This window comes from Alteromonas sp. R7 (genome assembly GCF_055755235.1).
On the sequence record NZ_JBVTQX010000001.1, the window covers coordinates 598,872 to 623,783 of the forward strand.

The 24,912-nt window shown below is 45.1% G+C and carries 26 protein-coding genes; 18 read left to right on the top strand and 8 right to left on the bottom strand.

What is annotated here, in order from left to right; genetic code table 11:
- Nucleotide 1 precedes the first annotated feature (1 nt).
- Both AC0J2X_RS02535 and AC0J2X_RS02540 read left to right on the top strand, forming a co-directional pair.
- On the top strand, nt 2-4,072 hold the full coding sequence (locus AC0J2X_RS02535) for a PilC/PilY family type IV pilus protein (protein WP_069944615.1): 4,071 nt from the start codon (nt 2-4) through the stop codon (nt 4,070-4,072).
- A gap of 2 nt (nt 4,073-4,074) precedes the next feature.
- Nucleotides 4,075-4,539 (top strand): type IV pilin protein, encoded by a 465-nt coding sequence (locus AC0J2X_RS02540; protein ID WP_014950123.1) that lies wholly within the window; start codon nt 4,075-4,077, stop codon nt 4,537-4,539.
- Nucleotides 4,540-4,620: 81 nt separating this feature from the next.
- Here the strand turns inward: AC0J2X_RS02540 and AC0J2X_RS02545 are convergent, their stop codons facing one another.
- The 4 genes from AC0J2X_RS02545 to AC0J2X_RS02560 are packed head-to-tail and all read right to left on the bottom strand — an operon-like array spanning nt 4,621 to nt 7,073.
- Nucleotides 4,621-4,881: a hypothetical protein gene (locus AC0J2X_RS02545; protein WP_061486156.1), complete on the bottom strand. Its 261-nt coding sequence runs from the start codon at nt 4,879-4,881 to the stop codon at nt 4,621-4,623.
- Nucleotides 4,882-4,928: 47 nt separating this feature from the next.
- Nucleotides 4,929-5,900 (bottom strand): hypothetical protein, encoded by a 972-nt coding sequence (locus AC0J2X_RS02550; RefSeq protein WP_069944614.1) that lies wholly within the window; start codon nt 5,898-5,900, stop codon nt 4,929-4,931.
- Complete coding sequence (locus AC0J2X_RS02555; RefSeq protein ID WP_061486154.1) at nt 5,890-6,525, bottom strand: hypothetical protein; 636 nt, start codon at nt 6,523-6,525, stop codon at nt 5,890-5,892. The genes AC0J2X_RS02550 and AC0J2X_RS02555 overlap by 11 nt, the downstream gene beginning before the upstream one ends.
- Complete coding sequence (locus tag AC0J2X_RS02560) at nt 6,519-7,073, bottom strand: prepilin-type N-terminal cleavage/methylation domain-containing protein (protein WP_061486153.1); 555 nt, start codon at nt 7,071-7,073, stop codon at nt 6,519-6,521. Before AC0J2X_RS02560 ends, AC0J2X_RS02555 begins: the two co-directional genes overlap by 7 nt.
- 78 nt (nt 7,074-7,151) lie before the next feature.
- Here AC0J2X_RS02560 and AC0J2X_RS02565 point away from each other — a divergent pair, with 78 nt between their 5' ends.
- A complete protein-coding gene (locus AC0J2X_RS02565; RefSeq protein ID WP_061486152.1) occupies nt 7,152-7,544 on the top strand; it encodes a type IV pilin protein in 393 nt (130 codons plus the stop codon).
- Between the two features lie 38 nt (nt 7,545-7,582).
- On the opposite strand, the gene AC0J2X_RS02570 is transcribed toward AC0J2X_RS02565, so the two are convergent.
- Nucleotides 7,583-8,128, bottom strand: a complete 546-nt coding sequence (locus AC0J2X_RS02570) for a GspH/FimT family pseudopilin (RefSeq protein ID WP_069944613.1) — start codon at nt 8,126-8,128, stop codon at nt 7,583-7,585.
- 413 nt (nt 8,129-8,541) lie between these two features.
- On the opposite strand from AC0J2X_RS02570, the gene nadE reads away from it, so the two are divergent.
- Nucleotides 8,542-9,378: an ammonia-dependent NAD(+) synthetase gene (gene nadE / locus AC0J2X_RS02575; protein ID WP_061486990.1), complete on the top strand. Its 837-nt coding sequence runs from the start codon at nt 8,542-8,544 to the stop codon at nt 9,376-9,378.
- 2 nt (nt 9,379-9,380) lie between these two features.
- Nucleotides 9,381-9,719 (top strand): P-II family nitrogen regulator, encoded by a 339-nt coding sequence (locus AC0J2X_RS02580; RefSeq protein WP_014950115.1) that lies wholly within the window; start codon nt 9,381-9,383, stop codon nt 9,717-9,719.
- 84 nt (nt 9,720-9,803) lie between these two features.
- Here the strand turns inward: AC0J2X_RS02580 and AC0J2X_RS02585 are convergent, their stop codons facing one another.
- Nucleotides 9,804-10,289: an FKBP-type peptidyl-prolyl cis-trans isomerase gene (locus AC0J2X_RS02585; protein ID WP_014950114.1), complete on the bottom strand. Its 486-nt coding sequence runs from the start codon at nt 10,287-10,289 to the stop codon at nt 9,804-9,806.
- A 59-nt stretch (nt 10,290-10,348) separates the two neighbouring features.
- Nucleotides 10,349-11,395, bottom strand: a complete 1,047-nt coding sequence (gene ygfZ, locus AC0J2X_RS02590; RefSeq protein WP_014950113.1) for a CAF17-like 4Fe-4S cluster assembly/insertion protein YgfZ — start codon at nt 11,393-11,395, stop codon at nt 10,349-10,351.
- A gap of 187 nt (nt 11,396-11,582) precedes the next feature.
- Between ygfZ and AC0J2X_RS02595 the strand changes: the two genes are divergently transcribed.
- The 3 genes from AC0J2X_RS02595 (at nt 11,583) to AC0J2X_RS02605 (ending at nt 13,237) form a co-directional block, all read left to right on the top strand.
- Nucleotides 11,583-11,834: an FAD assembly factor SdhE gene (locus AC0J2X_RS02595; protein ID WP_014950112.1), complete on the top strand. Its 252-nt coding sequence runs from the start codon at nt 11,583-11,585 to the stop codon at nt 11,832-11,834.
- A 121-nt stretch (nt 11,835-11,955) separates the two neighbouring features.
- Nucleotides 11,956-12,351, top strand: coding sequence for a hypothetical protein (locus AC0J2X_RS02600; RefSeq protein ID WP_014950111.1), 396 nt, complete (start codon nt 11,956-11,958; stop codon nt 12,349-12,351).
- 13 nt (nt 12,352-12,364) lie between these two features.
- Nucleotides 12,365-13,237, top strand: a complete 873-nt coding sequence (locus AC0J2X_RS02605) for a MaoC family dehydratase (protein WP_039228294.1) — start codon at nt 12,365-12,367, stop codon at nt 13,235-13,237.
- Between the two features lie 313 nt (nt 13,238-13,550).
- On the opposite strand, the gene nadB is transcribed toward AC0J2X_RS02605, so the two are convergent.
- Nucleotides 13,551-15,236, bottom strand: coding sequence for an L-aspartate oxidase (nadB, locus tag AC0J2X_RS02610; RefSeq protein ID WP_061486150.1), 1,686 nt, complete (start codon nt 15,234-15,236; stop codon nt 13,551-13,553).
- Between the two features lie 197 nt (nt 15,237-15,433).
- Between nadB and rpoE the strand changes: the two genes are divergently transcribed.
- From rpoE to AC0J2X_RS02660, 10 genes are all read left to right on the top strand, one after another.
- The gene (gene rpoE, locus AC0J2X_RS02615; protein ID WP_012518957.1) at nt 15,434-16,012 is read left to right on the top strand and encodes an RNA polymerase sigma factor RpoE; all 579 of its coding nucleotides are present in this window, start codon (nt 15,434-15,436) and stop codon (nt 16,010-16,012) included.
- Between the two features lie 99 nt (nt 16,013-16,111).
- On the top strand, nt 16,112-16,693 hold the full coding sequence (locus AC0J2X_RS02620) for a sigma-E factor negative regulatory protein (protein WP_014950108.1): 582 nt from the start codon (nt 16,112-16,114) through the stop codon (nt 16,691-16,693).
- 124 nt (nt 16,694-16,817) lie between these two features.
- Nucleotides 16,818-18,002 carry a MucB/RseB C-terminal domain-containing protein gene (locus tag AC0J2X_RS02625; protein ID WP_472995728.1) on the top strand — a complete coding sequence of 395 codons (1,185 nt, stop codon included), beginning with the start codon at nt 16,818-16,820 and terminating at the stop codon, nt 18,000-18,002.
- Nucleotides 18,003-18,020: 18 nt separating this feature from the next.
- The gene (locus AC0J2X_RS02630) at nt 18,021-18,482 is read left to right on the top strand and encodes a SoxR reducing system RseC family protein (protein ID WP_131137719.1); all 462 of its coding nucleotides are present in this window, start codon (nt 18,021-18,023) and stop codon (nt 18,480-18,482) included.
- A 322-nt stretch (nt 18,483-18,804) separates the two neighbouring features.
- Nucleotides 18,805-20,601 (top strand): translation elongation factor 4, encoded by a 1,797-nt coding sequence (gene lepA / locus AC0J2X_RS02635; protein WP_014950105.1) that lies wholly within the window; start codon nt 18,805-18,807, stop codon nt 20,599-20,601.
- Nucleotides 20,601-21,503, top strand: coding sequence for a signal peptidase I (gene lepB / locus AC0J2X_RS02640; RefSeq protein WP_252118765.1), 903 nt, complete (start codon nt 20,601-20,603; stop codon nt 21,501-21,503). Before lepA ends, lepB begins: the two co-directional genes overlap by 1 nt.
- Nucleotides 21,503-22,189 carry a ribonuclease III gene (gene rnc, locus AC0J2X_RS02645; RefSeq protein ID WP_014950103.1) on the top strand — a complete coding sequence of 229 codons (687 nt, stop codon included), beginning with the start codon at nt 21,503-21,505 and terminating at the stop codon, nt 22,187-22,189. The genes lepB and rnc overlap by 1 nt, the downstream gene beginning before the upstream one ends.
- Before the next feature lie 19 nt (nt 22,190-22,208).
- A complete protein-coding gene (gene era, locus AC0J2X_RS02650; protein ID WP_014950102.1) occupies nt 22,209-23,120 on the top strand; it encodes a GTPase Era in 912 nt (303 codons plus the stop codon).
- 213 nt (nt 23,121-23,333) lie between these two features.
- Nucleotides 23,334-23,972, top strand: coding sequence for a pyridoxamine 5'-phosphate oxidase (pdxH, locus tag AC0J2X_RS02655; RefSeq protein ID WP_014979782.1), 639 nt, complete (start codon nt 23,334-23,336; stop codon nt 23,970-23,972).
- Between the two features lie 115 nt (nt 23,973-24,087).
- Nucleotides 24,088-24,909, top strand: a complete 822-nt coding sequence (locus AC0J2X_RS02660) for a TatD family hydrolase (protein ID WP_156078588.1) — start codon at nt 24,088-24,090, stop codon at nt 24,907-24,909.
- Nucleotides 24,910-24,912: the final 3 nt, after the last annotated feature.

The window sequence follows — 24,912 nt, forward strand, 5'->3', positions numbered from 1 at the left end:
TATGAAGAAACTCTCGACTTACCTTGCCTCTATTACATTATTTAGCTGTATCGGTTTCTCTGCGTTTGGTGACGACCTTGATATTTACCTAGGCAACGCAAATAACGCCGTAACCTATAACCCGAATGTGCTGTTTATCATGGACTCATCGGGAAGTATGGGATCTTACGATAACACCAGCCAAACTCGAATGTTGCGCGTACAGAATGCACTAAAAGAAGCGCTCGGTTCGGCGACCAATATTAACGCAGGTTTGATGCGTTTTTCGGGTTACGGTGGCCCAATCCTCTATCCGGTTCGCAATATAGATGAAGCGGTAAGACCTGAAATTATCATTTCAACCAACGAAGACGATCACGACGCACATGAAATAGACGGTAGCGTTACCACTGACAGCAATGACCTTGTATTAAGCAGCGGTACCCAAACCGTAACCTCTGGTCTGCGTTTTACCGAGTTAAACATACCTCAAGGCGCGACAATCGTTAATGCCAGCATTAGGTTTACTTCAGAAAAATTCAATGTGGCGGGTACATCCCTTGTCATATCAGCTGAAGCATCGGCATCAAGTACAGCCTTTGCTTCGTCTTCGAACAATTTGAGTGCGCGAACGAAGACCGCGGCTAACGTTGAGTGGGCCACCGATAATAGCTTTCCCGCCTCAGGCGAGGTGATAACTACACCTGATATAAGTGCAGTCATTCAAGAAGTCGTCGATTTATCGGCATGGTGTGGCGGCAAGAACCTTAATATTTTAATAGAAGGCTCTAGCACCGATTCAGCAAGCTCTCGTGAGGTAAGAGCCAGTGACGTAGGCCAAAGTGGTGCGCCACAGTTGGTGGTAACTTATGATGACTCTACCGCTACGGGCTGTGTTCAAGGCGAAGCAATTTATCAAGTAGCCAGTTCACGAGATAACTTGGAAGAGAACGTAAACGGCTACCCGAATACCGGCAGTGAACTGACCTTCCACCCATCTTACAATGATTACATAGGCGTTCGATTTCGCAATGTGAACATTCCTCAAGGGGCGGTAGTAACAGAAGCGTATCTTGAGTTTACTGCTTACAGTACGGTGACCTATGGTAACCCGAGCATGCGCATTAGGGGCGTAGCTGATGATGATGCGTCTGATTTTCATCCAGACCGTCGTAACCGCTTACGAAATTTGCCTAAAACATCGGGTATTACTTGGTCCATGCCTGATTTTTACAACAATTATACCTACCGTACGCCTGACGTGAGCAACATTGTTAAGCAAATTGTTGATCGTTCAGGGTGGCAGTCAGGTAACGATATGGCATTTGTTCTTGATGATTTTGTGTCGTACCGCGGTGCGCATACGTATAACAACTCGCCATCTAAAGCACCGAAGCTTATTGTGAAGTTTAACGGCTCGGCGACACCTGGCGCTTCAGCAACGGTCCGTGAACATTTAATCAGTAAAATAGATGAGCTTAGCGCCAACGGTCTAACCCCTATAGTAGACACATTGTTGGAAGCGGCTAACTATTATGGCGGTAGAGACGTAGATTATGGGCGAAAACGTGGGGAAAGTGACGTTAGCAGCTCTGTGCGAAGAAGTACTCGTGTGAGCCACAGAAGCTCTTACATAGGTGCAGATTCAATTTTGCCTTCGGGCTGCTCGGAAGACAACTTGTCAGACAGCGACTGTATCACTGAGCAGATCCCAACGCCGGCAAGTTACATTTCGCCAGTGTCTGACCTACAGTGCCAAACGAACAACCACATTGTTTTATTGTCCGACGGTGAAGCGAACAACAACCACAGTGTTTCGAAAATTCAGACGTTACTTGGTAAAAGCTGTACCGGAAGTAGCGGTGAGAAGTGCGGCCTAGATTTAGTGAGAAATATCAGTGAAGCGTCAACGTCAGTAATAGGCCCAAGGGTTATTACACACACCATCGGGTTTGCGGCGAACAATAACGCCAACAACTTCCTTAATCAGCTTGCTTTGCAAAGTGGTGGTGGTTTCTATCAGGCTGATAACAGTACGGATTTGCTCGAGGCGTTTAATACTATTTTGCGTTCTGTAAAAGATATTAATGCAACCTTTGTGTCGCCTGGTGTGGCGGTTAACCAGCTAAACCGTCTAACCCATAGAGATGAATTATACTTCGCATTGTTTAAGCCGAGCGAGGGGGCGATTTGGCCTGGGAACCTTAAACGTTATCGCTTAAGTGGTGATGAAATTCTCGATAAAAACAGCCTAAATGCGGTGGATAGCGTTACGGGATTCTTCGCTGAAAATGCACACAGCTATTGGTCAACCCTTGCTGACGGCAGCGAGGTGAGTGAAGGTGGAGCAGCCAGTCGCTTGGGCGGGAACCGAAATATATACGTGTTCAATGATACGGGCAGCATTGTAAGAAGTGCCAATGAATTACACGAAAACAATACGAATATAACGAATGCTGATCTTGCCATTCAGGATGAAACTGATGCGAATGCACTAAGAGATGCCATCTTAAAGTGGACTCGAGGCGTGGACGTAAAAGACAGTAACGGCGATGGAAGTACAACTGACTATCGCTCTCAAATGGGCGATCCCATTCACTCTCAGCCTATAATTGTTAACTACGGTACTGACGACTCGGCCATTTTTGTCGCCACCAACCAAGGAATGTTGCATTCATTCGACACTTCAACAGGCGAAGAGAACTTTGCCATCATGCCTAAAACATTGCTGCAGAATCTACATCATTTTTATAAAGACACATCATCGCTAGAGCACAAATATGGCTTAGATGGTGACATGATTCTAAGAACAGTTGGAGACAACAAGTACCTTTATGTTGGTATGCGCAGGGGGGGACGTAATTATTATGTCTTTGATGTGACGCAAAAGACCTCACCCACGCTGAAATTCAAAATTGAAGGCGGGGCGGGGACGCTGACAAAGTTGGGCCAGACGTGGTCGAGACCAACAATTACTAAAGTGAACATGGGCGGACAAGTTAAAAATGTCATGATTGTTGGCGGTGGCTACGATGACGCACAAGATGATCGTGCTATTCGAGCAAATGATGTCGTTGGCAATGCTGTGTTTATGTTCGACGCTGATACTGGCAGCCTCTTGTGGCATGCAAGTAATGAAGATGCGGATTTAAACTTAACGAATATGACATACAGCGTTCCAGGGCGAATTTCAGTTATTGATAGGGATAACGATGGGTTTGCGGACCATATGTATGTGGCCGATATGGGCGGCCAGTTATTCAGGTTAGACATCTATAATGGAAATTCAGGTACGAATTTTATAAAAGGCGCGCGCATTGCCGACTTCGGTGGCGACACAGCAGAAACCAACCGACATTTCTACTATGGGCCAGACGTAACAGAGATAGCGCTAGGCGATGAGTTGTATTATGGCATAGCCCTTGGCAGTGGATGGCGTGCATCTCCGCTAGATACCGTAGTTGAAGACAACTTTTATATGCTTAAAGACAGCGGCGTATTTAATCGTGATGTAAATGGGAATTACACATTTATGCAAACGGTTTATGAGAGTGGAATGTACAACGCCACGAGTCATGCCTTAAATAGTAGTGACGAGGGGGAGCGCGAGTTGGCTTCACAGGACTTTGCTAACAAGGCTGGGTGGTATTTGAATTTAACCACTAACGGTGAAAAGGTACTGTCTTCTCCGCTAATTATCGATTACAAGGTGTTCTTTACGACCTATGTTCCGGCGGTGAGTAGTACCAGTGCATGTGCTCCGCCCACGGGTAATAGTCGCGCTTATTTAGTCAGTATGTTTAATGGCAACGCCGTCACAGATGTAAATAATGACGGAGAAGTTAACGACGCAGACCGCTCAGCAGAATTAAAACAAACTGGCATCGCACCAGAGACCAAAATTCTTATAGAAGATATTGTGAGCCCAGTGGTTTGCTTGGGTACTGAATGTGTCTCAGCAGTGATTGACGTTGATGAAGATGGCAACGACGAGGCATGTACTAACGCATTTGAGTGTTTAGCTGAAAATATTTACGGAAGATTCGAGCGAATTCAGCGTGGTAGTTGGCACTCAGAAACAGAGAGGGAATAATTGTGAAGCATAAAAAAACAGAGAGCGGATTTTCATTAATTGAGCTTATGATAGTTGTGGCGATAGTGGGCATTATTGCCGCCATTGCATACCCTTCTTACCAAGGTGTTATTGCCGATGGATACCGCGGCACAGGGCAGGCTGACTTGTTGGGGTTCGCATCTGCAATGGAACGTCATCACAGTGGTTCTTTCAGTTATGAAGGTGCGGCAAGTGGTGGCGCAAACACCGGCGCGCCAGCCGTTTTTTCTACTTATTCTCCGTCTTCTGAGCCCCAAGCAAATCGCCGTTATAATTTAACTATACAAGCGGCCAGCGCAACAGCTTATGAGTTGAGGGCAACGCCAGTCAGCGGTACAGGTCAAGCATCAGATGGCACGTTGTTTTACTTCAGTGATGGGAGAAAGGGTTGGGATAAAAATAACAATGGATCCCTTGAGTCCGATGAATATTGCTGGTCATGTTAATTATTAAGACTGGTAGATATTCGTAAACCGATTAATGCCACAGGTCGTTTTGACGCCTTAAAAAAACGTAGCGTTGATGTGCTATTGGGCGGAAATTACCAGTAATGACGGTTCACCAAATATTGCGATGTCATCCCAACGTTGGTCAACCGGGTCGTTAACCAGGGCGAGTCGAACCGAATTCAATGAGCCATTGTGCTCAGCGTTTTCATCCAAAGTCACTTGAAAGAGAAGCCTAGAGTCAATGCGAGTGGCAAGTAGATAGGTGGTAGTGCTTGTTAAAATAAGCAGTGCCAGCAACACTTCAATTAAAATACTTCCTGTATTTTTCAATTTAGGCATCTTTGAGGATCCTTTATTTCTGGTTTTTCGTTTACCTAATATTCAGCTCAATCGTTTGTTGAGTTATTCCTATACCATGAACCCGGGATAGGGATAATTTTAGCGAGTGCAGTGTGCGATTGAAGGTTTTTTAGCACCGTGGTGGACGGTGTTAATGACCCATCAAGACTCGTGTTCAAGGGGTGGTTGGAAACGTAGGCGCCTTTTATAGATGCCTCAGGCGAAACATGCAGAGTGTGCGTATATGGCGTGGTGGAAAGCATAACTATCAAACCATGGAATTGCGTATCGGCGTGAAGTGAAAGGTCGCCATCCACTATAAGTAGCAATAAAGGCTGGTTTTCGTCTGAGTGTGCAATATCTTCGTTATCCAATTGGCAATCTCCCTCTATCCAGAAAATACTGGCAGGCGGAAGGTTCACACAATCCTGTTTGGCAACGCTTTGAGGAAAATACGTCGCACTCAGGTGCTCTATGCTTCGATTAAAAAGCCATTCGGTAAGATGATTGTCCCATGATAATTGTTGAGTTGAAGTAGGTAGCCTTAACAGTGACGGATAGCGCAGAAATTTAGCTGTGTAAATCGTATTACTTTCGTCTTGGGAAACCCGCACTTCAAAGTGTTGCAAAGACTGCTGTTCTTCACCAACTAAATCGGTCTGCTCAATAAGTGTCGTTGCATTGGATGTGTCTATCCTATTCAACGTTTGCGAGGCCGAATGACTTCGTAACAACTTGGCGATTTCTTTGACTTGCTGCATGTGTGTAACATGCGCCTTCTCGGTATCCCGCTTTGTCTTTTCAATCGTATAAAATTGTTGAACCTGCTGTGATGTACTTATAGCTGAGAAGGTAATAGCGCTTAATATTATGGCCACAATTCCCAACACGGCGATGCCTTGCTGAAAACGAAGCGGTGCAGTAGGGCGTGTAGGTACAACCCCTCCATGGCTTGTTCTAAACTCAGTTTTTCTGTTGCCTCTTTGAGGCCACTGCATTTCGGTATTATTAGTAGGCATTGACAGCCTCAACTATGAACGTTCTGGCGCTTTTGACGGTAGGATCAACTTTACTGTGCAACTCTATTTCAATTTCATAGGCACTTCCCCAGCTACTGCTGTTCCTTCGGTTAACCGTGAATTTGGTGGCAACGGTAGTTTGCGTATCGGTTAAGTCGTACCAACCGCTTTGTATACAGGAATGTCCTGCTACTCGGTACTCGATGGCATTGTCGTGCAATCGGTATCCAAAAAACTCCCCCTGAGCCTGCGATACCACGCCGTCCTTGTTCTTATCATAAGAAAAGGTAACACAGCTATTTTCAGGTTCATTTGCGCGGTGGCCAGTGGTTATTTCGAATACCGTATTTTCGATTGTGGTCGCACCGAAAGGTGATAGGGTGTTAGGGGAGTAAACAAAACCCGCTTTGCTTAGGTGTTGTGTAATTGTACTTTGTAGCGCACGTATGTCGTCTTCTACGCTGGTAGCGTGTTGAATTGATGAGTGTGCAATGTGCGACCGCGCCGCTTGAGTTGCAACGGCTGAAATCACTATACTTGCCAAGCCACAGGCCACCAGCAGTTCGGTGAGACTATATCCACAATACGGCTTGATTGCGCCACGACGCATTACATGTTTTAGCATGGCGCTATTCCAGAAATAGACTGAACGCTACATAGCTTTATTCGCCCCAATGTATTAATAACTAACTTTGCCCTGAAGCGCTGGCTTGAAAGCGTTAGCGTCGTATTACTGGCAAAATTGAGGGTACCGTTTTTATTGAACGCGACAATCTTGTCCTCATTATTGGTTGTGCTCAATTCTGTATTCCACCGCGAAGGCAGTGACAAGAAACTCGACTCAGTCAAGGCACAGCTTTGGCGGGTGGCGCAAGAGCACGAGTCTTCTTCGCTCACGAGTACACAGCTATTGTGTTCAATTTGCGCAATCAGGAACATGTTCTTTTTGTTTATTAGTGCTTTCATTCTCGCCTGTTTTGCGAGTGAGGCTATTCCGGTGGCAGCATGTTTAAAGGCATTTCGCTCATTCCATGCATCAAATGAAGGAATAGCAATTAGCGATAGGAGACTGATTACTGCCAGTACAACTAGCATTTCTAAAAGCGTAAACCCATTCAATCTCCGTTGTGGAATGCTTAGCTTGTTGTTGGATGTGTAAGCGTGAAAAGCCATGCGTAAGTCCAGTTACCCTGCTTAATTCATATTGGTAATCTCAATGTACTGAAATTCAATTAGAGAGATAGCTGTACCATGGAAGGGAATTATAAAGCGTACATACAACATCATCTGACTGAAGGGTTTTCGCTTGTAGAAATACTGGTTGCAACGGCTATAGCAGGCATATTGTGCGTTGCGACTACGTCGGCAATTACCGCTAGCAAACAACTAAGTCAGCTCAACAAGGTCAAAGCGTACCTTCTGTCTGCCCAAGCAATTCAGTCGCGAAGTTGGTTACTTACAGGCGAGTACGTAACGCACGATGCGTTGCCACCCTCTGGAATAGCCAGCGTACGCATCTCACAAACCATCAGCGACACGGGAATGTATGAAATTAGTGCTACACTGACATCTAGACCATCTACGGACAGCTGTAGAGTAATAAAAATACGTGAAGACGCACTGACGCCCACAGAATGTTGGTAAGAAAATGCTCGAAACTTAACGATACGAAAAGTGAACGGTTAGCTACAGCTTAACTCATTACCTTCTAGGTCTTCTTTTTTGCCGTTGTCATCACTGTCTACGGCAACAGATATTCTTCCGTAAAGCGATAATAAAAGTGCTGACGCATAGTTTGCATCGTTGTTATTGGGACATAAAGTGATGGTTGCGGCGCGGTCTATTCCGCCTTGCTCGTCGAAGACAAGGCTGCCGGTTATACCGGAGATGGTATTGGCATTACTTAGTGGATCGCTTGCTACAATTAAGACCTCACTGTTATCCCGGCTGCCGTTTCCATTTGCATCTATAAACACCATTTTTGCATTGCGCCAACTCGACGTGCAGGCTGTATAGTTTTGCGTAGGGCACAGCACTACGTTGGTTTGTTCGTCTACCGCAGAAAAGCGAGCGCGTTGAACCACTGCACTTAAATTGTTTAAGTCAGAGGTAATTCTATTCTTGATTACGATATTTTGAATGCCAGGCGCAACTGTGGTGAGAATAATGGCAAGAATAGCGACGGCAACAAGCATTTCTAGAAGGGTTAATCCTTGCTGTCTCGACATTATGGATAGTCGTGCTGTAAGCCTAGTGTTTGTCATAAACGGTATTCGATTCCACGCGTTGCTATAAAGAGAAACAGGCGGGTTTGCTTTTGCGCCGCCTTTCTCCAATGTAATGTTGTAGCGCCATAATTTTACGCTACTTACTCATATTTTAGGGTAAACTAATTTGAGTTGGCAAAGGTATGTTTTACCGCGCAACCGCATATTTGGCCATACGCCTTACGTTTAATGGCTTGTCGTTCTGCTGTGCTTAAATCTCAACTTAATAATAAATAAATTGCTGACCTTAAGTGCTGCACAACTGCAATACCAGAAGAGTAAATCCAAATAGATGCGCGGATACCACTAACATCTGCGGTCAGATTGTCGTAGAATCAAGTTCCAGGACGCCCCAAAAATACGTGGATATAATGATGCAAAAACAAGCAGTTATTGATGAAATGAAAGTGCTGCCTGAAATTGACGTAGAGTACGAAGTCGCACGTCGAGTCTCGTTTATAAAAAAGCAGTTACTTACTTCTGGTTTAAATTCGCTGGTACTGGGTATTAGTGGCGGCATTGATTCATGCACATTGGGTCGGTTAGCTCAATTAGCAGTAAATGAATTAAACGATGAGCACCACGAAAAATACCAATTTATCGCGGTTCGTTTACCTTATGATACCCAAGCCGATGAAGACGATGCACAGAAATCTATCGACTTTATCCAGCCCTCTCATTCTCTTGCAGTGAATGTAAAACCTGGCGCAGATGCTATTCATACGTCTACTTCACAAGCGCTTGCCAGTGCTAACCTTCTTCCCGTCAATGAAGCGAAACAAGACTTTGTGAAAGGAAATGTTAAAGCACGTACTCGTATGGTTATCCAGTATGAAATTGCTGGGATGGTTGATGGCCTCGTTCTAGGTACCGATCATTCGGCTGAAAATATTACAGGGTTTTATACCAAGTATGGTGATGGTGCATGTGACCTTGCGCCGTTGTTTGGTCTCAGTAAGCGCCAAGTACGTGCAGTGGCAGCCCATTTGGGTGCACCACATAACGTCATCACTAAAGCGCCAACTGCTGACTTGGAAAGCCTGTCTCCGCAAAAAGCCGATGAGCAAGCATTGGGCATGTCTTACGACCAAATTGATGACTTTTTGGAAGGAAAGCCAGTTTCTGCGGAAGTGGAAGAGAAATTGCTCTATATTTATGAGCGTACACAGCATAAACGTGTGCCAATTCCAACAATTTACGATGAGTTGTAGTCATGAAAAAAATTGAAGCTATCATTAAACCGTTCAAAATGGACGATGTTAGGGAAGCGCTAGCTGAAGTCGGTATCGCAGGGATGACAGTGTCAGAAGTGAAAGGGTTTGGTCGTCAAAAAGGCCATACTGAACTTTATCGCGGTGCTGAGTACCAAGTTGACTTCCTACCCAAGATCAAAATTGAGCTTGTATTGGACGATGACCGCGTTGAGCAAGCGGTTGAAGCTATTCAAACGTCAGCTAAGACAGGCAAAATTGGCGACGGGAAAATCTTCGTTTACAACGTTGAGACCGCCGTACGAATTCGTACCGGTGAACAAAACGAAGACGCGATTTAATTAAATGGTGTTTATTAAAAAAAGGAGCCAATGGCTCCTTTTTTAATATATTAAGTATTTATTAAAGCTTAATAGCAACGTGACTTAGTGGTCGTGACCACAACCGCCTTCACTGTGTACATGACCGTGCTCAAGCTCTTCTTTCGTTGCTTCTCGTACGTCAACAACAGTTACGTCAAAAGTTAGCGGAATACCGGCAAGAGGGTGGTTACCGTCAACAACAACCTCTTCGTCAGTTGTTTCAATGATAATGACCGATTGCTCACCTTGTGGCGTAGTTGCGCGGAAAGACATACCCACTTCAACATCCATACCGTCAAACATTGAGCGTGGTACAGTTTGTACAAGTTCGTCAGCACGTTCACCGTAAGCTTTTTCAGGGTTTACTGAAACGTTGAAGCTATCTTCCTTCGATTTACCAATAAGTGCATCTTCTAGTCCTTCAATTAAGAAGCGACGGCCTAGTAGTACTACTAGTGGCGATTTCCCTTCTGAAGAGTCTAGCGTTGTGCCGTCTTCGGTAGATACGGTGTAGTGTAGCGTTACAACGCTGTCAGAAGTAATTGTCATAACAAATCCTATCTTGGCCCTTTAATAAAGGGCAATAAATGTAATGCAGTAAAAACTGCTTATCGACGTTTTTTCACAATATTGCTAGCTTTCTGCTCAATACTGTACGGCAAAGTATTAGGGTAACAGGTAATGGCGTTATTATCAGCCAATCTGTGTAAATCTTCGCTGGTGGTATCGTTGTTGAGCACTGCAATAAACCAGGTTTCATTATCAAGCGATGCAACATTGAGTATTTTGCCCGCTATACGCCAATTTTCGCCCAACTGCTTTTCTAATGCATCGCCAGGTTTAATATTTACGTTACCTTCAAGCTTAAAGCTGTAGGCGGCGCGTTTGTTTTTACCCAGAAAGCGGGTTCGCGCAACCACCTCTTGCCCCATATAGCAGCCTTTATCAAAGTCGATACCGTTGAGCGCCTGCACATTAATCATCTGGGGCACGTATTCCGCCACTGCGTCGCCTTGCACTAAAGCGTGTACGCTTTGAATTTGTATAGCGTCAAACACGGTTTGGGGATAGCAAGAAAGGGTTTGCGCCTCTATTAACGAATTTATTTGCTTTGCGCCATTATCATCTAAAAGAACAATAATTCCTTTGCAGCTAGTATTGGCAAAATAGGCGACGCCGTGTTCGCTCTCGACCTTTTCAAGAGAACCATTGTCAGGAGTATCGCTCTCAAGAAGGCGTTCCACTTCGTTTTCGGAGAAAAGCTGGCTTAACGCTGCCTTTACTTCGTTAGTTTTCACTGCATCAAGCGAAATAAAATAAGCGCTGTATGTTCGTGTGTCGTCGAGAATATCAACCTTAGAGAACACACCATACTTATTAAGCTGTGCTAATGAATGACTACCCGCATCTTCATTGGTAACCAACAATAATTTGTTTTGGTGGCGAGTTACGTACCCGGTAGACCACGTTTTGCCTTTATTATCACAATGGGCGAAATGCCTGGCAGTATTCTCGGTTAGCTTATTAATGTTGACCGTAATTTGCCCTTGCAGGTAACTGTCGGCCTGTTCTCCTTCCAAAGAAATTATCATGGCATTTGAAAGCTTGACCACAAATTCACTTGGAAGACTTTGTAATGATGCGATAGATGTCATATTCACCACTGTAAAATTCGCTGTATGTACTCAAGGTATGGTAAAACCACCAATATTCAAGGGCAATACATGGGAATGTGCGCAGATTAAGTTCTATTTAGTTTGCCTATCTGACCAAAAGAGCAGTGATCCCCACGCATAGGGCATGGTATTATTGTTAGCGAATAAAAAACGGTATGAAAGACATATGTTTGAACCAAAAAGATTAGCGCGATTAAAGTGGGCGTGTCGCAGAGGCATGCTAGAATTAGACGTACTTTTACTTCCTTTTGTGGAAGAAGCCTTCGATTCTTTAAGTTATGAAGATCAAGAAACATTTGAACGTTTACTTACCAGTGATGACCCTGATTTGTTTGCATGGATCATGGGGCACCAAAAGTGCGAAGACCCTGAACTAGCCGCCATGGTGGCGACTATCGTCAACCGTGTCAAAGTATAGAATTTGCATTACGCACAATAGGTTTAGAAGGTTATTTGGGGAAGTATGCGTTGCTGTTTGTCTTTTCGCAGCATTGTGCAGCCTTCCTCAATACTTGTGGTCTTGGCTGAGCTTCTCAAAATTGATAGCGCTTGTTGCTGTTGCAACCACGTTAGTTATTTTCTGGCGTCTTTATGACGCGTTTAGTAACAAAATTTCTGCTACTCAATACGCTCTCTCTTTGACCAGCGATGGTATTATCCGGGTTGTTGACGACAGCACGCTCCCACTGGATTTGCAAAGCATGCCAAAAGGTAGCTTGTTAGTTGATGCTCAGGTCGACGGCACATCAATGAACATTCATCATTCTTCCCAGCTCTTTACTTGGGGGCTGTGTATCAATGTGCTGCGCCAAAAACGCAGATGGTTTGAAAAAGATCATAGCCATCTCGCTTGGATCTTAAAAGGTGAGTGCTGCGAAGCAGACTATCGCCGGTTGGCTAGAGCCATTATCTTGGCCCGAAAAGCAACGCCTTAAAGGAATTAAAAAGATGTTTCGTGAGTATACCAAAGCGTTATTTAAACGCGTTGACGCCAGGCAGCTTATGCAGTTTAAACCGCCTACGTTGCCTCAGCGCATCTATACCAAAACGCTCAATGTCGACAATGTGCACTACGCTTCTTTTTGTCAGGAAGTTGACTGGCCGGCAAATGAGCATGTCCATCCACTTTATTTGCAGATGCTTTCCTTACCATTGCAAATGCAGTGTTTGCTGGACAAACAAAGCCCATTTCCATTGCTTGGCCTTATCCACGCCGCTAACAAAGTATCGGTAATAGACCATTGCGATTTAAGCGAACCCTTTGAATGTCGCGTGCGCTTTCACGATGTGAGACCGCATAACCGAGGTTGGGAAGTAGATGTAATGTTAGAGGCGCTGCAGGCAGGGAACCTGGTTTACAGGGCGATAAGTAGTTACTTAGTGAAGGTGAAAGCCGTTCATGTAGCTCCACTTGGTGCAAAAAATGACTTACATGACGATTGTGAATTAGAGAATAGGGCGCTCATCGGCGAAATTAGTGCTTCGGCTAATACAGGTCGCCGCTATGCAAAGCTTTCTGGCGACTATAATCCTATTCACTTGTCTGCAATATCTGCCAAAGCATTTGGGTTTAAACAGCCTATAGCACACGGCATGTGGACATTGTCACGCGCTGTGTCGGCGTTTGTAAGTCATCAAGACTTCAGACAATCTATGAGCGTAAAAGAAGTAAATTGCCGCTTTAGAAAACCCGTGTTTTTGCCCTGTGACATTCATATTCAACAACACTGTAAAACAGATAATAGTGTGCTAATAGACGTTACCGATAGTAATGACAGCCTTGTGCACTTATCTGCTAGTCTAGTGTTTAACCAGGCCTGAATTAACGTTTAATCAGGTGTAGATCTGCAAAAGATAAGCGGGAGATAACCTAAGGTTTATACCAATCTGCATAGATCATTGCTCACTCAGAAGGCGCTGGCAAGTTTCCTAGCAAAGCGTGGGAATCTGAAAGGGAACAGACTGGTATAATACTGTGGACGGTGAAAAGAGAGCGTGCTGTGATGCTCTCTTTTTGTTTGACGTGTTTTGTTGAGCGCTAAATGATGCTGTGTGAATGTATTGTCCAGTTATTAAAAAAAGGCGCATTAATATTAGCGCCTTCTTTAGACTGATACAGATCTTACTTTATGCACTAGTCGGCATCGGCGAAGCTGTCTTGAGTAATTAGCGAGCCAACGTCAGCGCCTGACAGCTGTTTTCTGGGAATAAGTATTGTAGGAACGGGGTTGTCTAACTGTTCAGGGTAGTCCAAATTAAAGTGTAACCCTCTGCTTTCCTTTCGCTCCATCGCACATCGCACAATGAGTTCTGCAACCGTAACAAGGTTTCGAAGCTCTAGCAGGTTATTACTTACCCTGAAGTGTGAGTAATACTCAGTAATCTCTTGCTCTAATAGCTTAATGCGGCGCATGGCCCGTTCAAGGCGCTTATCAGTGCGTACAATACCTACGTAATCCCACATAAACAGCCTAAGTTCGTGCCAGTTATGTTGAATGATGACTTCTTCGTCAGAGTTAGACACTTGGCTCTCATCCCAAGGCGCAATAGACTCTTCACAGTCTGCACTGGAAAGATTTTTAATAATATCTTCCGCTGCAGCGCTGGCAAAAACCACACACTCAAGTAAAGAGTTAGATGCCATGCGGTTGGCGCCATGCAGACCTGTGTAGGCCACTTCACCGATTGCGTATACATTATTCAAGTCGGTTTTGGCATTAAAGTCGGTCATCACTCCGCCGCAGCTGTAGTGCGCAGCAGGCACGACTGGGATAGGTTCACGGGTTATATCGATACCAAGCGAGCGGCACTTTCGATAAATATTAGGGAAGTGCTTAACGATAAAGTCAGCAGGCTTATGACTGATATCCAAGTACATGCAGTCAGCGCCCAATCGCTTCATTTCATAGTCGATTGCGCGAGCGACTACGTCGCGCGGCGCAAGATCGCCACGCTCATCAAATTTGTGCATAAAGCGGGTGCCGTCGGCGTGGCAAAGATTTGCGCCTTCGCCGCGCAGCGCTTCTGTAATCAAAAAGTTACGTGCCTGCGGGTGGAATAAGCAAGTCGGATGAAATTGATTGAATTCCATATTGGCCACTCGACAACCCGCTCGCCATGCCATGGCAATGCCGTCACCGCTCGACACATCGGGGTTCGATGTATACTGGTACACCTTACTACCACCGCCAGTCGCTAGCGCAACGAAAGGGGCGCGAATTACTTCAACGTGCTCTTGTTGTCTATTCCAAACATAAGCACCCACCACGCTGTTCTTTTCTTCCTTTGAAGGAATGAGATCAATGGCGTTATAGCGCTCAAATATGTGGATGTTTGGATGGGTCGATACCGCGTCGTTTAATGTAATTTGAAGCGCTTCGCCAGTGGCATCTGCAGCGTGAAGAATTCGCCGGTGGCTGTGTCCACCCTCGCGGGTAAGGTGAAAGCGCTCCTCACCAGATTCACTTTTCTCTGTATCAAACGGTACACCGTAGCTGATAAGCCACTCAAGTGACGCCTTTGCTCGTTCTGCAGTAAATCTTACGGCTGGCTCTTCGCAAAGCCCAGCACCTGCAGCAAGCGTGTCTTTTACGTGTGCGTCTATGGAGTCTTGTTCATCGAATACTGCGGCAATACCACCTTGTGCATAGCGGGTAGAGCCTTCATTGCGGTCACTTTTACTAAGTACAATAACCTGACAATGGTCGGCAAGCTTAAGCGCTAAGCTCAATCCTGCCGCGCCACTCCCAATAATCAATACGTCACAACGGTGTTCTATTGCATTTGATGTGGAAGTTAGTGAAGACGATACAGATTTCATGTATTTTTATATCAATTCAAACGAGCAAAGGTTCGGCAAGTCTAAAGGATGAGTAGCAAAACACAATCATTCTTGCCCCCTGGCCTAAGCATTTTTTAAAATATTTAATGCTTTTACAGAACTTTTGTAAAAAGAACGCGTCTATACACATGCTTGTTAGAGCTATTGTGTAGTTGAAGTAGGGAGTAATGGCTCGAATGAGCGAGCAGATAACCGACCAACAACTGGTCGAAAAAGTACAGCGTGGCGATAAAAATGCGTTCAACTTGTTGGTAACTCGTTACCAACATAAAGTGATGCATCTCGTTTCTCGCTATGTGAAAAATACCGGTGACGTTGCTGATGTAACGCAAGAAGCGTTTATCAAAGCATACCGTGCCTTACCTAATTTTCGTGGCGACAGTGCATTTTATACTTGGCTTTATCGGATTGCGGTAAACAGTGCCAAGAACTATCTTGTATCTCAAGGTCGCAAGCCGCCTGCAAGCGATGTCGATGCTGACGAAGCAGATTTCTATGAGGGTAGTGATGCATTAAAAGAGCAATCTACACCCGAGCGAAGCCTGTTATCTGAGGAAATTGAAGAAACCCTGTTTAAGGTAGTTGAGAAGCTGCCGGACGATTTACGTATGGCGATAACGCTGCGTGAAATTGAAGGGTTGAGCTATGAAGAAATCGCGAACGTAATGTCGTGTCCTGTGGGTACGGTGAGATCCCGTATTTTTAGGGCTCGCGAGGCGATTGATAAAGTTATTCAACCGTTGTTAGAAAATTAAAAAGAAATAAAATCAAAAAAAGATGAACTTTCTTTTTTCCACGATGACTAACAGCTGTGTTAGGGTAGTTAACGATCACTTTGATCTGGAAATGAATATATGACGCAACAGCAAGAAAAATTGTCCGCATTCATGGATGGTGAGATAGAAGGCAATGACATCATCGATGCGATTAAGCAAGATGAAGCGCTTCAGGCCAAATGGCAACGTTACCATGTGTATCGCGGTGCAATGCGAAAAGAAGCAAGTGTTGCTCCACAGTTGGACATCACCGCAAGCGTAGCAGCTGCGCTTGAAAACGAGCCAGCTATAGTCGCACCTAAACGCTCGCGCTGGCAGTCGGTACCATTGATTGGCAATGTTGTTCCTTTTGCGAAGCAGTCAGGCCAGTTTGCAGTAGCTGCGTCGGTGGCAGTGGCAGTTATCTTTGGTGTTCAATACACTAATCAAGAAGCGCCTACCGAGCCATTTATGACAGCGCCAACGATTGCTCCTCAAGGTGGATTGTCTCCAGTGAGTTTGGAACAAACCAGAACGTTACCACGTAACGACATGAATGAAATGCTTGAGAAGAAGCGCAAAATTAATGCATTGATTGCTGATCATGAGCAGCAAATAAAGCTTAAGCAAGCGCAAGAGGACGAAGGTGAAAGCGAAACAAGTGGACCAGAGCGCCCATAAGTTATCGCAGCCAGTCAACATTAGTTGGAATGTGCTTTCGCAAGTAAATTGCGACTGACATACATTTCATATTTTAATCATACCAGCATATACTGCTGGTATGTTTGTTTTAAGGCAGGAAAAAATGCGCTGTAGTTCTATCCTTGCACTTTTTTTCATTTCGGGCGCGGCTATTCAGCCCACTATTGCCCAAACTACTTCGCTGAGCGAAGAAACGAAAGCTCCTATTGCCCCAGTCCAAAACGTGAATGATGGCGACGTTGAATTAGACGCTAACTCAGAATCAAACACGAAAGCTGGCCGACTAGATGAAGCTGATCAAGAAGAAGCAGTGCGAGAAGACGTGATTCAAGAGCAACTTGAACAAAGTCGAAGCGAGCAAAATGCATCTGCTTCTCGCACACGAGAGCTTCAATCGGCCAATCAGTGGCTAGCTGAACTTCAAAACATTATAACCAATGCCAATTTCCAAGTGTCTTTTGTGCAAACTATTGCAGGAAAGGAAACCGTTCCATATTTATGGCGCCACGGGATTATGGAAGATGGCTCTGAATTAGAGCAGTTAAATCTTCAAAATGGACCAGGCCGCGAGCTTATTCGTGTGAACGATGTGGTGAGTGTATTTGAGCCAGATGTACAACCCTATAGCTTGCGTTCAAAGCATATCAACGGCCCAATACCAAGCGTATTATTGTATCATCCTGAACAGCTTGCCGAAGCCTATGAGTTCGTCGCTGTGGGAAGAGCGCGGGTGGCAGGACGTTCAGCGCAACAAATTCGAATAGTCAGCCGAGATAACACGCGATTTGGTTATCAACTGTGGCTGGATGAGTCGTCTGGTATGTTGCTCAAACTGAATATGCTTGATTTGCAAGGGGCGCTATTAGAGCAGATTCAGGTCACGGCATTTGCGATATCGCCAGAGCCTGCTGATTATTTCTCACGAATTAATTCTGCGTCGTTACCCGCGCCCATGGCGCTGAGCAATACGCCAAATCGTGCACACAAATGGGATGTCACCTATTTGCCGGCTGGCATGCGAGAAATAAAGCAAGATACAAGACGATTGGCCTTAACAGGACAGATTGTAGAATATAAACTCTTTTCAGATGGATTGGTTGACGTATCTGTGTATGTTCAGCCTGCGGAAGATGCGTTAGGTGAAACGCTGGCGCTGCGCAATGAAGTGAGTACGTTCTTAACGTTAACAGACGGCAAAGCCCAGGTGACAGTGGTGGGAGAAATACCTTTGCAAACCGCTAACGCTATTGCTACGTCTTTACGCCCCGTCAGCAGTGTAAGTGAATAACCGCGCAATTGAGTAACAATGATAAGAGAAACCGCCACCGTAGTTGCCGTTAATGGCGATACGGTCACCGTAGAAGCAGCGATTAAATCGACCTGTAACGCATGCCAAGCACAAAGTGATTGTGGTACCGGCGTTATTTCTCGTGCGCTTGCACCGAAAACGCAGCAGTTGACGCTGCGCACTCCCATGCCTGTGCGGGTTGGCCAAGAAGTGACTGTAGGCATACCGGAAGCAGGTATTTTAAGTGCATCGGCTTGGTTGTATTTACTACCGCTCATAGCGTTTATCGGGGCATATTCGGTGTCTATATCATTACTTAGTAGTAACGGATTTACTCACGAGTTATGGGCCATGCTGCCAAGTGGGTTAGTAACCTTCTTTACCTATAAGCTAATTGCTTACAAGTTGCGTCGTGTAGAACGTACGAAATATCAACCTGTCCTATTGGGTCAACAAGATCACAGTGCAGTAGAACATTGATTTTTTGAAGGGCTTTACGCTGCTCAATGGTTTAATACGGGACTGCTCCATACATGCCGTTTTATACGAGGCCAATTTATACGAGATTATAGTGTTAACTCACGCTCATCAATGTAGCCAAGTTTTGAGATAGGCCGAGGAAGTCACGTCAGGTTGCCACTTCCATTCGTTATGTTTCTTGAAAGTAATAAATTTTCCACCACGCCAATTCGCTTTTCGCGCAAGAAATGGGTAAAATCCGCACGCGCTGCGTATAACCCTTTAAGCAAGGCAAGCAGCATTTTTTGTTTAATGAATTTTTCTGCAGGTAATTTCCAGCATTATGCAACAATCGCACATTCGTAACTTCAGTATTATCGCCCACATCGACCACGGTAAGTCTACGCTGTCAGACCGTCTAATCCAGCATTGTGGAGGGCTAACAGACCGTGAAATGGCTGAACAGGTTCTCGACTCAATGGACCTGGAAAAAGAGCGCGGTATTACTATCAAAGCGCAAAGCGTAACGCTGAACTACGAAGCGCGCGACGGTGAAACTTATCAGCTTAACTTCATCGACACTCCTGGACACGTTGACTTTACCTATGAAGTATCTCGTTCTCTTGCTGCCTGTGAAGGTGCGCTTTTGGTTGTTGATGCAGGTCAGGGCGTAGAAGCACAGACATTGGCAAACTGCTATACCGCCATCGAGATGGATATGGAAGTGGTGCCTGTACTAAATAAAATCGACCTGCCTCAGGCTGAACCAGACCGCGTTGCAGAAGAAATTGAAGATATTGTTGGTATCGATGCGCTGGACGCTGTGCGCTGCTCAGCAAAAACCGGTATCGGTATTGAAGATGTACTTGAAGTTATTGTAAATAAAATCCCGCCGCCAGAAGGTGACCGCGAAGCGCCACTTAAGGCGTTGATTATCGATTCTTGGTTTGACAACTATCAAGGCGTTGTTTCACTGGTACGTATTGTCGAAGGCCAGTTGACTAAGAAAGACAAAATTCAAATTATGTCAAATGGTCAAACGCATCAGGTTGACAAAATTGGTGTATTTACGCCTAAGCCACTCGATACGGGCACATTAAGAGCCGGCGAAGTAGGCTTTATCATCGCAGGAATTAAAGATATCCAAGGCGCGCCTGTGGGCGACACCATTACCTTGGCTCGCGAGCCAGCTGACGCAATGCTTCCTGGCTTTAAAAAGGTTAAACCTCAGGTTTATGCCGGTATTTTCCCAATAAGCTCTGATGACTATGAAGACTTCCGCGACGCCCTTGCGAAACTAAGTCTGAACGACGCTTCACTGTTCTATGAGCCGGAAAGCTCTGCAGCGCTAGGTTTTGGATTCCGTATTGGTTTCCTTGGCATGCTACACATGGAAATCATTCAAGAGCGTTTAGAGCGTGAATATGACTTGGGGCTTATCACTACTGCGCCAACGGTAATTTACGAAGTAGAAACGACCAAGGGCGAAACTCTTACCGTAGATAGCCCAGCTAAATTACCTCCGGTAAATGATATCGCTGAAATTCGTGAGCCTATGGTTGAAGCCAACATTCTTGTACCACAAGAATACTTGGGTAACGTAATTACACTTTGTGTTGAAAAGCGCGGTATGCAAACCAACATGACATACCACGGTAAGCAAGTGGCGGTAACTTATGAGTTGCCAATGGCAGAAGTGGTGCTCGATTTCTTCGACCGTTTGAAATCTACGAGCCGTGGTTTTGCATCGCTTGATTACAACTTTAAGCGTTTCCAGACATCAGACATGGTGCGTGTTGATATTCTTATTAACGGTGAACGTGTAGACGCGTTAGCAGTAATTACACATAGAGAAAACTCTCAAGGCCGTGGTCGTGAGCTGGTCGAAAAGCTTCGCGAGCTTATTCCACGACAAATGTTCGATATCGCTATTCAGGCGGCTATCGGTAACCATATTGTTGCAAGAAGTACAGTTAAACAGCTACGTAAAAACGTAATCGCGAAGTGTTACGGCGGTGACGTAAGCCGTAAGAAGAAACTACTTCAAAAGCAGAAAGAAGGTAAAAAGCGAATGAAGCAAGTGGGTAATGTTGAATTGCCACAAGATGCGTTCCTTGCAGTATTGAAGGTGGGCAAATAATGGCGAATTACTTCTCCTTGATTTTGGTGGCACTCACCTTAATAACAGGATTAATCTGGCTAGTGGATAGCCTAGTGTTTGCACCAAAACGAAAAGCACGCTTACAGGCTGCGGCAACCGCAGAAGGAGCGGGCTATGGAGAAGATCCTCAACTGCCGTACCTTGTTGATACTTCGCAACAGATTTTTCCTGTTATTGCTTTCGTGTTGGTATTGCGTTCGTTTTTATATGAACCATTTCAAATTCCTTCAGGCTCAATGATGCCCACTCTGTTAGTGGGTGACTTCATTTTGGTTGAAAAGTTTGCCTATGGCGTGAAAGACCCGGTTTTCAGAAGTAAGCTTATTGAAACTGGCGTTCCAGAGCGTGGTGATGTGGTGGTTTTCAAGTACCCTGAAGAGCCTTCAATAGACTACATTAAGCGCGTGATCGGTTTACCGGGCGATACTGTGGTTTATCAAAATAAACAGGTTTATATCAAACCGAAGTGTGAGACTGGCAACAACTGTCCTAAATTGAAAGCCGTACCGCTGACGTTCCAAGAGCGTGGTGAGTTCGTACAGGACATGGCCCAGCTTATGCGTTACACCGAAGATTTAGGCACAGTAAAGCATGACATTTTGCGCCACCCAGTACGCGAGATTTCGCCGGTTAATTTTTATACCCAGCCTGGAACGCGCAGCAATGAGTGGATTGTGCCAGAAGGTCAGTATTTCGTGCTAGGCGATAACCGTGACAACAGCCGCGACAGCCGTTTTTGGGGTTTTGTGCCAGATGCAAACTTGGTTGGAAAAGCGGTGGCGATTTGGATTTCATTTGAATTTGAGCGCAGTCCGTCAGACTTCCTTCCAACTTGGGTACCAACAGGTGTTCGATTTGAGCGAGCAGGTGGCATTCATTAATGCAGGGAATTGATAAATATCGTCGTCTGTACAAGGCGATAGGCTACACATTTACCAATGAAGCTCTATTGGAACAAGCACTTACTCATCGCAGTGCGGCTAAACAGCACAATGAGCGACTAGAATTTCTGGGTGACGCTATTTTAGGCATGATTGTTGGGGAAACGCTGTTTAAGCGATTCCCAACTGTGCCAGAAGGCAAACTCACACGAATGCGCTCTACTTTGGTTAAAGGAGACACACTGGCAGAACTTGCAAAGGAAGCCAGTGTGGGTGAACTACTTAACTTAGGGCCAGGAGAGCTCAAAAGCGGTGGTCATCGCAGAAGTTCGATTTTAGCCGATGCAGTTGAAGCTATTTTAGGGGCTATTTACCTCGATTCCGGTATGGACGAGGTACGAGGCGTTATAGACCGTTTATGGGAAACCCGCATTAACAAACTAGACCCTAATGCCCACCCTAAAGACAGCAAAACTCGTCTTCAGGAGTTTTTACAAGGTCGTAAACAAGCGCTACCAACCTATGAAGTGCTGTCTATTTCAGGGAAAGATCATGCTCAGACTTTTGAAGTTAGCTGTCAGGTAGAAAGTCTACCAGAAGCGGTAGTGGCGTCTGGCAATAGCCGCCGAAAAGCAGAACAAGAAGCTGCTCGTTTAACATTGGAGAAGCTTGATGACAACGCATGATGAATCGAATTTGCCAGAAATGCCTGATATTCAAACTCGCTGTGGCCTAGTTGCCATAGTAGGTCGCCCTAATGTAGGTAAATCGACCTTGCTCAATCGCTTGCTAGGTCAAAAAGTAAGCATTACGTCGCGTAAGCCGCAAACCACGCGCCACCGCATTCTTGGTATAGATACCGACGGTGATTATCAAGCGATTTACGTTGATACCCCAGGGCTTCACCAAGACGAAAAGCGCGCGATCAATCGCTACATGAACCGCGCGGCATCAAGCTCTTTGGCTGAAGTTGGCCTTGTGCTTTTCGTTGTTGAAGGCGATCGATTCAACGCCGAAGATGAAATGGTATTAAGTAAGGTTAAACAAGCAAACCTTCCTTGCTATCTCATCGTAAACAAGATGGATAAGGTTGAAGATAAAGAAAACTTTATGGTTCACCTTAAAAAGCTTGGCGAAAAGCACCCGTTTGAGCACATGATCCCTATCAGTGCTAAACAGGGCCGAATGGTTGACGAAATTAGAGAGTTAGTGGCCAAGTCGCTACCTAAAAGTGAGTTTTTCTTCCCAGAAGATTACATTACTGACCGCTCAAGCCGCTTTATGGCTGCTGAAATCATTCGCGAAAAGCTTATGCGCTTTACTGGCGATGAATTGCCTTACTCTACTACTGTGGAAATTGAGCAATTCAAAATGGCAGACAATGGTGTTTATCGTATCAGCGGTCTGATTTTGGTAGAGCGTGAAACCCAAAAACGCATGATCATCGGCAAAGGCGGAAAGCATTTGAAAACCATTGGTGAGCAAGCGCGTAAAGATATGGAAAACTTGTTCGACAACAAAGTATTTCTAGAACTTTGGGTGAAAGTGAAACAAGGCTGGGCTGATGATGAACGTGCTCTACGCTCTCTAGGTTACGGTGACGACAGTAACTTCTAGTTCACGCTAATATTATCTTTATAACGCTAGTTAGCTGTAACTGGCGTTATATTAGCAAATAGAGTGAGTCAGCATTTTCGCCAAGTGGTGTAGCTGATGGCTTGTGGACAACTACCTCAGTTAGATGCGCTTATGTGAGCATTTACACGGTGGTTTATTTACTCGGTTTCAACATCTCTAGCAGGCACAACAACTTCTTTTTAGGAGCGGTATATGGCAATTTCAGATATGCGCAGGCAGTACTCAAAGGGCAGTTTGAGTGAGTCAGATATTACTTCAAGTCCATTTATCATGTTCGATAAATGGTTAAAAGACGCCATAGACGCCGGAATTCCTGATCCTACTGCAATGACGGTTGCCACCGTCGATGCCAGCGGCCAACCCTCTCAGCGTATCGTTTTGTTAAAAGATGTCAGTGAAAAGGGCTTTGTGTTTTTCACTAACTTAGGCAGCCGTAAGGCACAAGAGTTAGCGGTAAACCCTAAAGTGTCGTGCCACTTTCCCTGGTTTTTTATGGAGCGTCAGGTTCGCGTATGTGGCAGCGTTGAAAAGCTTTCTGTTTCTGAGAATGCTGCTTATTTCTTTTCGCGACCGAAAGACAGTCAGCTAGCAGCGTACGCGTCAAAACAAAGCAAACCTATTGGCAGCAGGGAGCTTCTACTGACCCAGTTTAAGCAGTTAAAAGATAAGTTTGCTAACAAAGAGCTTCCCGTGCCGGACTTTTGGGGCGGTTTCAGGATCGTGCCTCATCAAATTGAGTTTTGGCAAGGTGGAGAAGATAGGCTACATGACCGCTTTGAATACAACAAAACTGAAGATGGCGCGTGGGTAACACAGCGCCTTATGCCGTAGGGAATACGTTCACCTTTCGTTCCCGCTAAAGTACTTCACTAGAATGTGAGCCCGTTTAACTATTGAGCTTGTAGATAGCGTGCGGCGAGATAAGTAACAAGGAGGCATCTAAACCGTGATTGATAGTCATTGCCATCTCGACTTACTTGCACAAAAGAAAGATCTTAGAGTTGCATTAGAAAGCGCCAAAGCCGCAGGGCTTACCCGCATCATGGCGCCTAGCATTACCCCCGAATCTTGGCAGGCGTTACAAGCGCTCAATGAACGCTATGAAAGCCTTTTATCTATTGATACTGCGCTTGGACTCCATCCTTATTTTTTAACTGGCAGTGAGCTTGAAAAGCCAGAGCAAACACTCAAGAAGAGTCTTCGTCAACTTGAGGACGCTACGGCTAACTTGCACCCTTCGGTAAAAGCCGTGGGGGAAACAGGTATCGATGGGCATATAAGCGTGCCATTAGCGCTTCAAAAGGAAGCGCTACATAACCACTTGAAACTTGCCGATAAAGTATCGTTACCCGTAATTTTACATCACAGAAAAAGTCATCATCTGCTAGTTGAAGCATTGAAGCAAACCAAATACCAAGGTATAGGCGTTGTACATGCTTTTTCAGGAAGTATTGAAGCGGCCAAAGGGTATATTGAAAGAGGGTTTTACCTAGGTATAGGCGGTACGATTACCTATGAGCGTGCTCAAAAAACACGAAACACCCTTGGTTTTTTGTTAGAACACCATTTTGATAAATTGCTTTTAGAAACGGATGCCCCTGATATGCCCATGTGCGGTAGACAAGGAGAAGCAAACGAACCTCGTTATTTATCAGATGTCGTTGATGTTATAAGCGACCGCTATGGCATGTCACATAAAGAAATAGTGTCCACCACCACAGCGAACTACACTCGACTATTTGATATTGATGCTGGAAGTGAAGCATAGACT

Excerpts from the sequence above, each read along its gene's own strand:
- AC0J2X_RS02535 (WP_069944615.1), top strand. The coding sequence starts at position 2 with ATGAAGAAACTCTCGACTTACCTTGCCTCTATTACATTATTTAGCTGT.
- AC0J2X_RS02545 (WP_061486156.1), bottom strand. The coding sequence starts at position 4,881 with ATGCCTAAATTGAAAAATACAGGAAGTATTTTAATTGAAGTGTTGCTG.
- AC0J2X_RS02550 (WP_069944614.1), bottom strand. The coding sequence starts at position 5,900 with ATGCCTACTAATAATACCGAAATGCAGTGGCCTCAAAGAGGCAACAGA.
- AC0J2X_RS02555 (WP_061486154.1), bottom strand. The coding sequence starts at position 6,525 with ATGCTAAAACATGTAATGCGTCGTGGCGCAATCAAGCCGTATTGTGGA.
- AC0J2X_RS02560 (WP_061486153.1), bottom strand. The coding sequence starts at position 7,073 with ATGGCTTTTCACGCTTACACATCCAACAACAAGCTAAGCATTCCACAA.
- AC0J2X_RS02565 (WP_061486152.1), top strand. The coding sequence starts at position 7,152 with ATGGAAGGGAATTATAAAGCGTACATACAACATCATCTGACTGAAGGG.
- AC0J2X_RS02570 (WP_069944613.1), bottom strand. The coding sequence starts at position 8,128 with ATGTCGAGACAGCAAGGATTAACCCTTCTAGAAATGCTTGTTGCCGTC.
- nadE (WP_061486990.1), top strand. The coding sequence starts at position 8,542 with ATGCAAAAACAAGCAGTTATTGATGAAATGAAAGTGCTGCCTGAAATT.
- AC0J2X_RS02580 (WP_014950115.1), top strand. The coding sequence starts at position 9,381 with ATGAAAAAAATTGAAGCTATCATTAAACCGTTCAAAATGGACGATGTT.
- AC0J2X_RS02585 (WP_014950114.1), bottom strand. The coding sequence starts at position 10,289 with ATGACAATTACTTCTGACAGCGTTGTAACGCTACACTACACCGTATCT.
- ygfZ (WP_014950113.1), bottom strand. The coding sequence starts at position 11,395 with ATGACATCTATCGCATCATTACAAAGTCTTCCAAGTGAATTTGTGGTC.
- AC0J2X_RS02595 (WP_014950112.1), top strand. The coding sequence starts at position 11,583 with ATGTTTGAACCAAAAAGATTAGCGCGATTAAAGTGGGCGTGTCGCAGA.
- AC0J2X_RS02605 (WP_039228294.1), top strand. The coding sequence starts at position 12,365 with ATGTTTCGTGAGTATACCAAAGCGTTATTTAAACGCGTTGACGCCAGG.
- nadB (WP_061486150.1), bottom strand. The coding sequence starts at position 15,236 with ATGAAATCTGTATCGTCTTCACTAACTTCCACATCAAATGCAATAGAA.
- rpoE (WP_012518957.1), top strand. The coding sequence starts at position 15,434 with ATGAGCGAGCAGATAACCGACCAACAACTGGTCGAAAAAGTACAGCGT.
- AC0J2X_RS02620 (WP_014950108.1), top strand. The coding sequence starts at position 16,112 with ATGACGCAACAGCAAGAAAAATTGTCCGCATTCATGGATGGTGAGATA.
- AC0J2X_RS02625 (WP_472995728.1), top strand. The coding sequence starts at position 16,818 with ATGCGCTGTAGTTCTATCCTTGCACTTTTTTTCATTTCGGGCGCGGCT.
- AC0J2X_RS02630 (WP_131137719.1), top strand. The coding sequence starts at position 18,021 with ATGATAAGAGAAACCGCCACCGTAGTTGCCGTTAATGGCGATACGGTC.
- lepA (WP_014950105.1), top strand. The coding sequence starts at position 18,805 with ATGCAACAATCGCACATTCGTAACTTCAGTATTATCGCCCACATCGAC.
- lepB (WP_252118765.1), top strand. The coding sequence starts at position 20,601 with ATGGCGAATTACTTCTCCTTGATTTTGGTGGCACTCACCTTAATAACA.
- rnc (WP_014950103.1), top strand. The coding sequence starts at position 21,503 with ATGCAGGGAATTGATAAATATCGTCGTCTGTACAAGGCGATAGGCTAC.
- era (WP_014950102.1), top strand. The coding sequence starts at position 22,209 with ATGCCTGATATTCAAACTCGCTGTGGCCTAGTTGCCATAGTAGGTCGC.
- pdxH (WP_014979782.1), top strand. The coding sequence starts at position 23,334 with ATGGCAATTTCAGATATGCGCAGGCAGTACTCAAAGGGCAGTTTGAGT.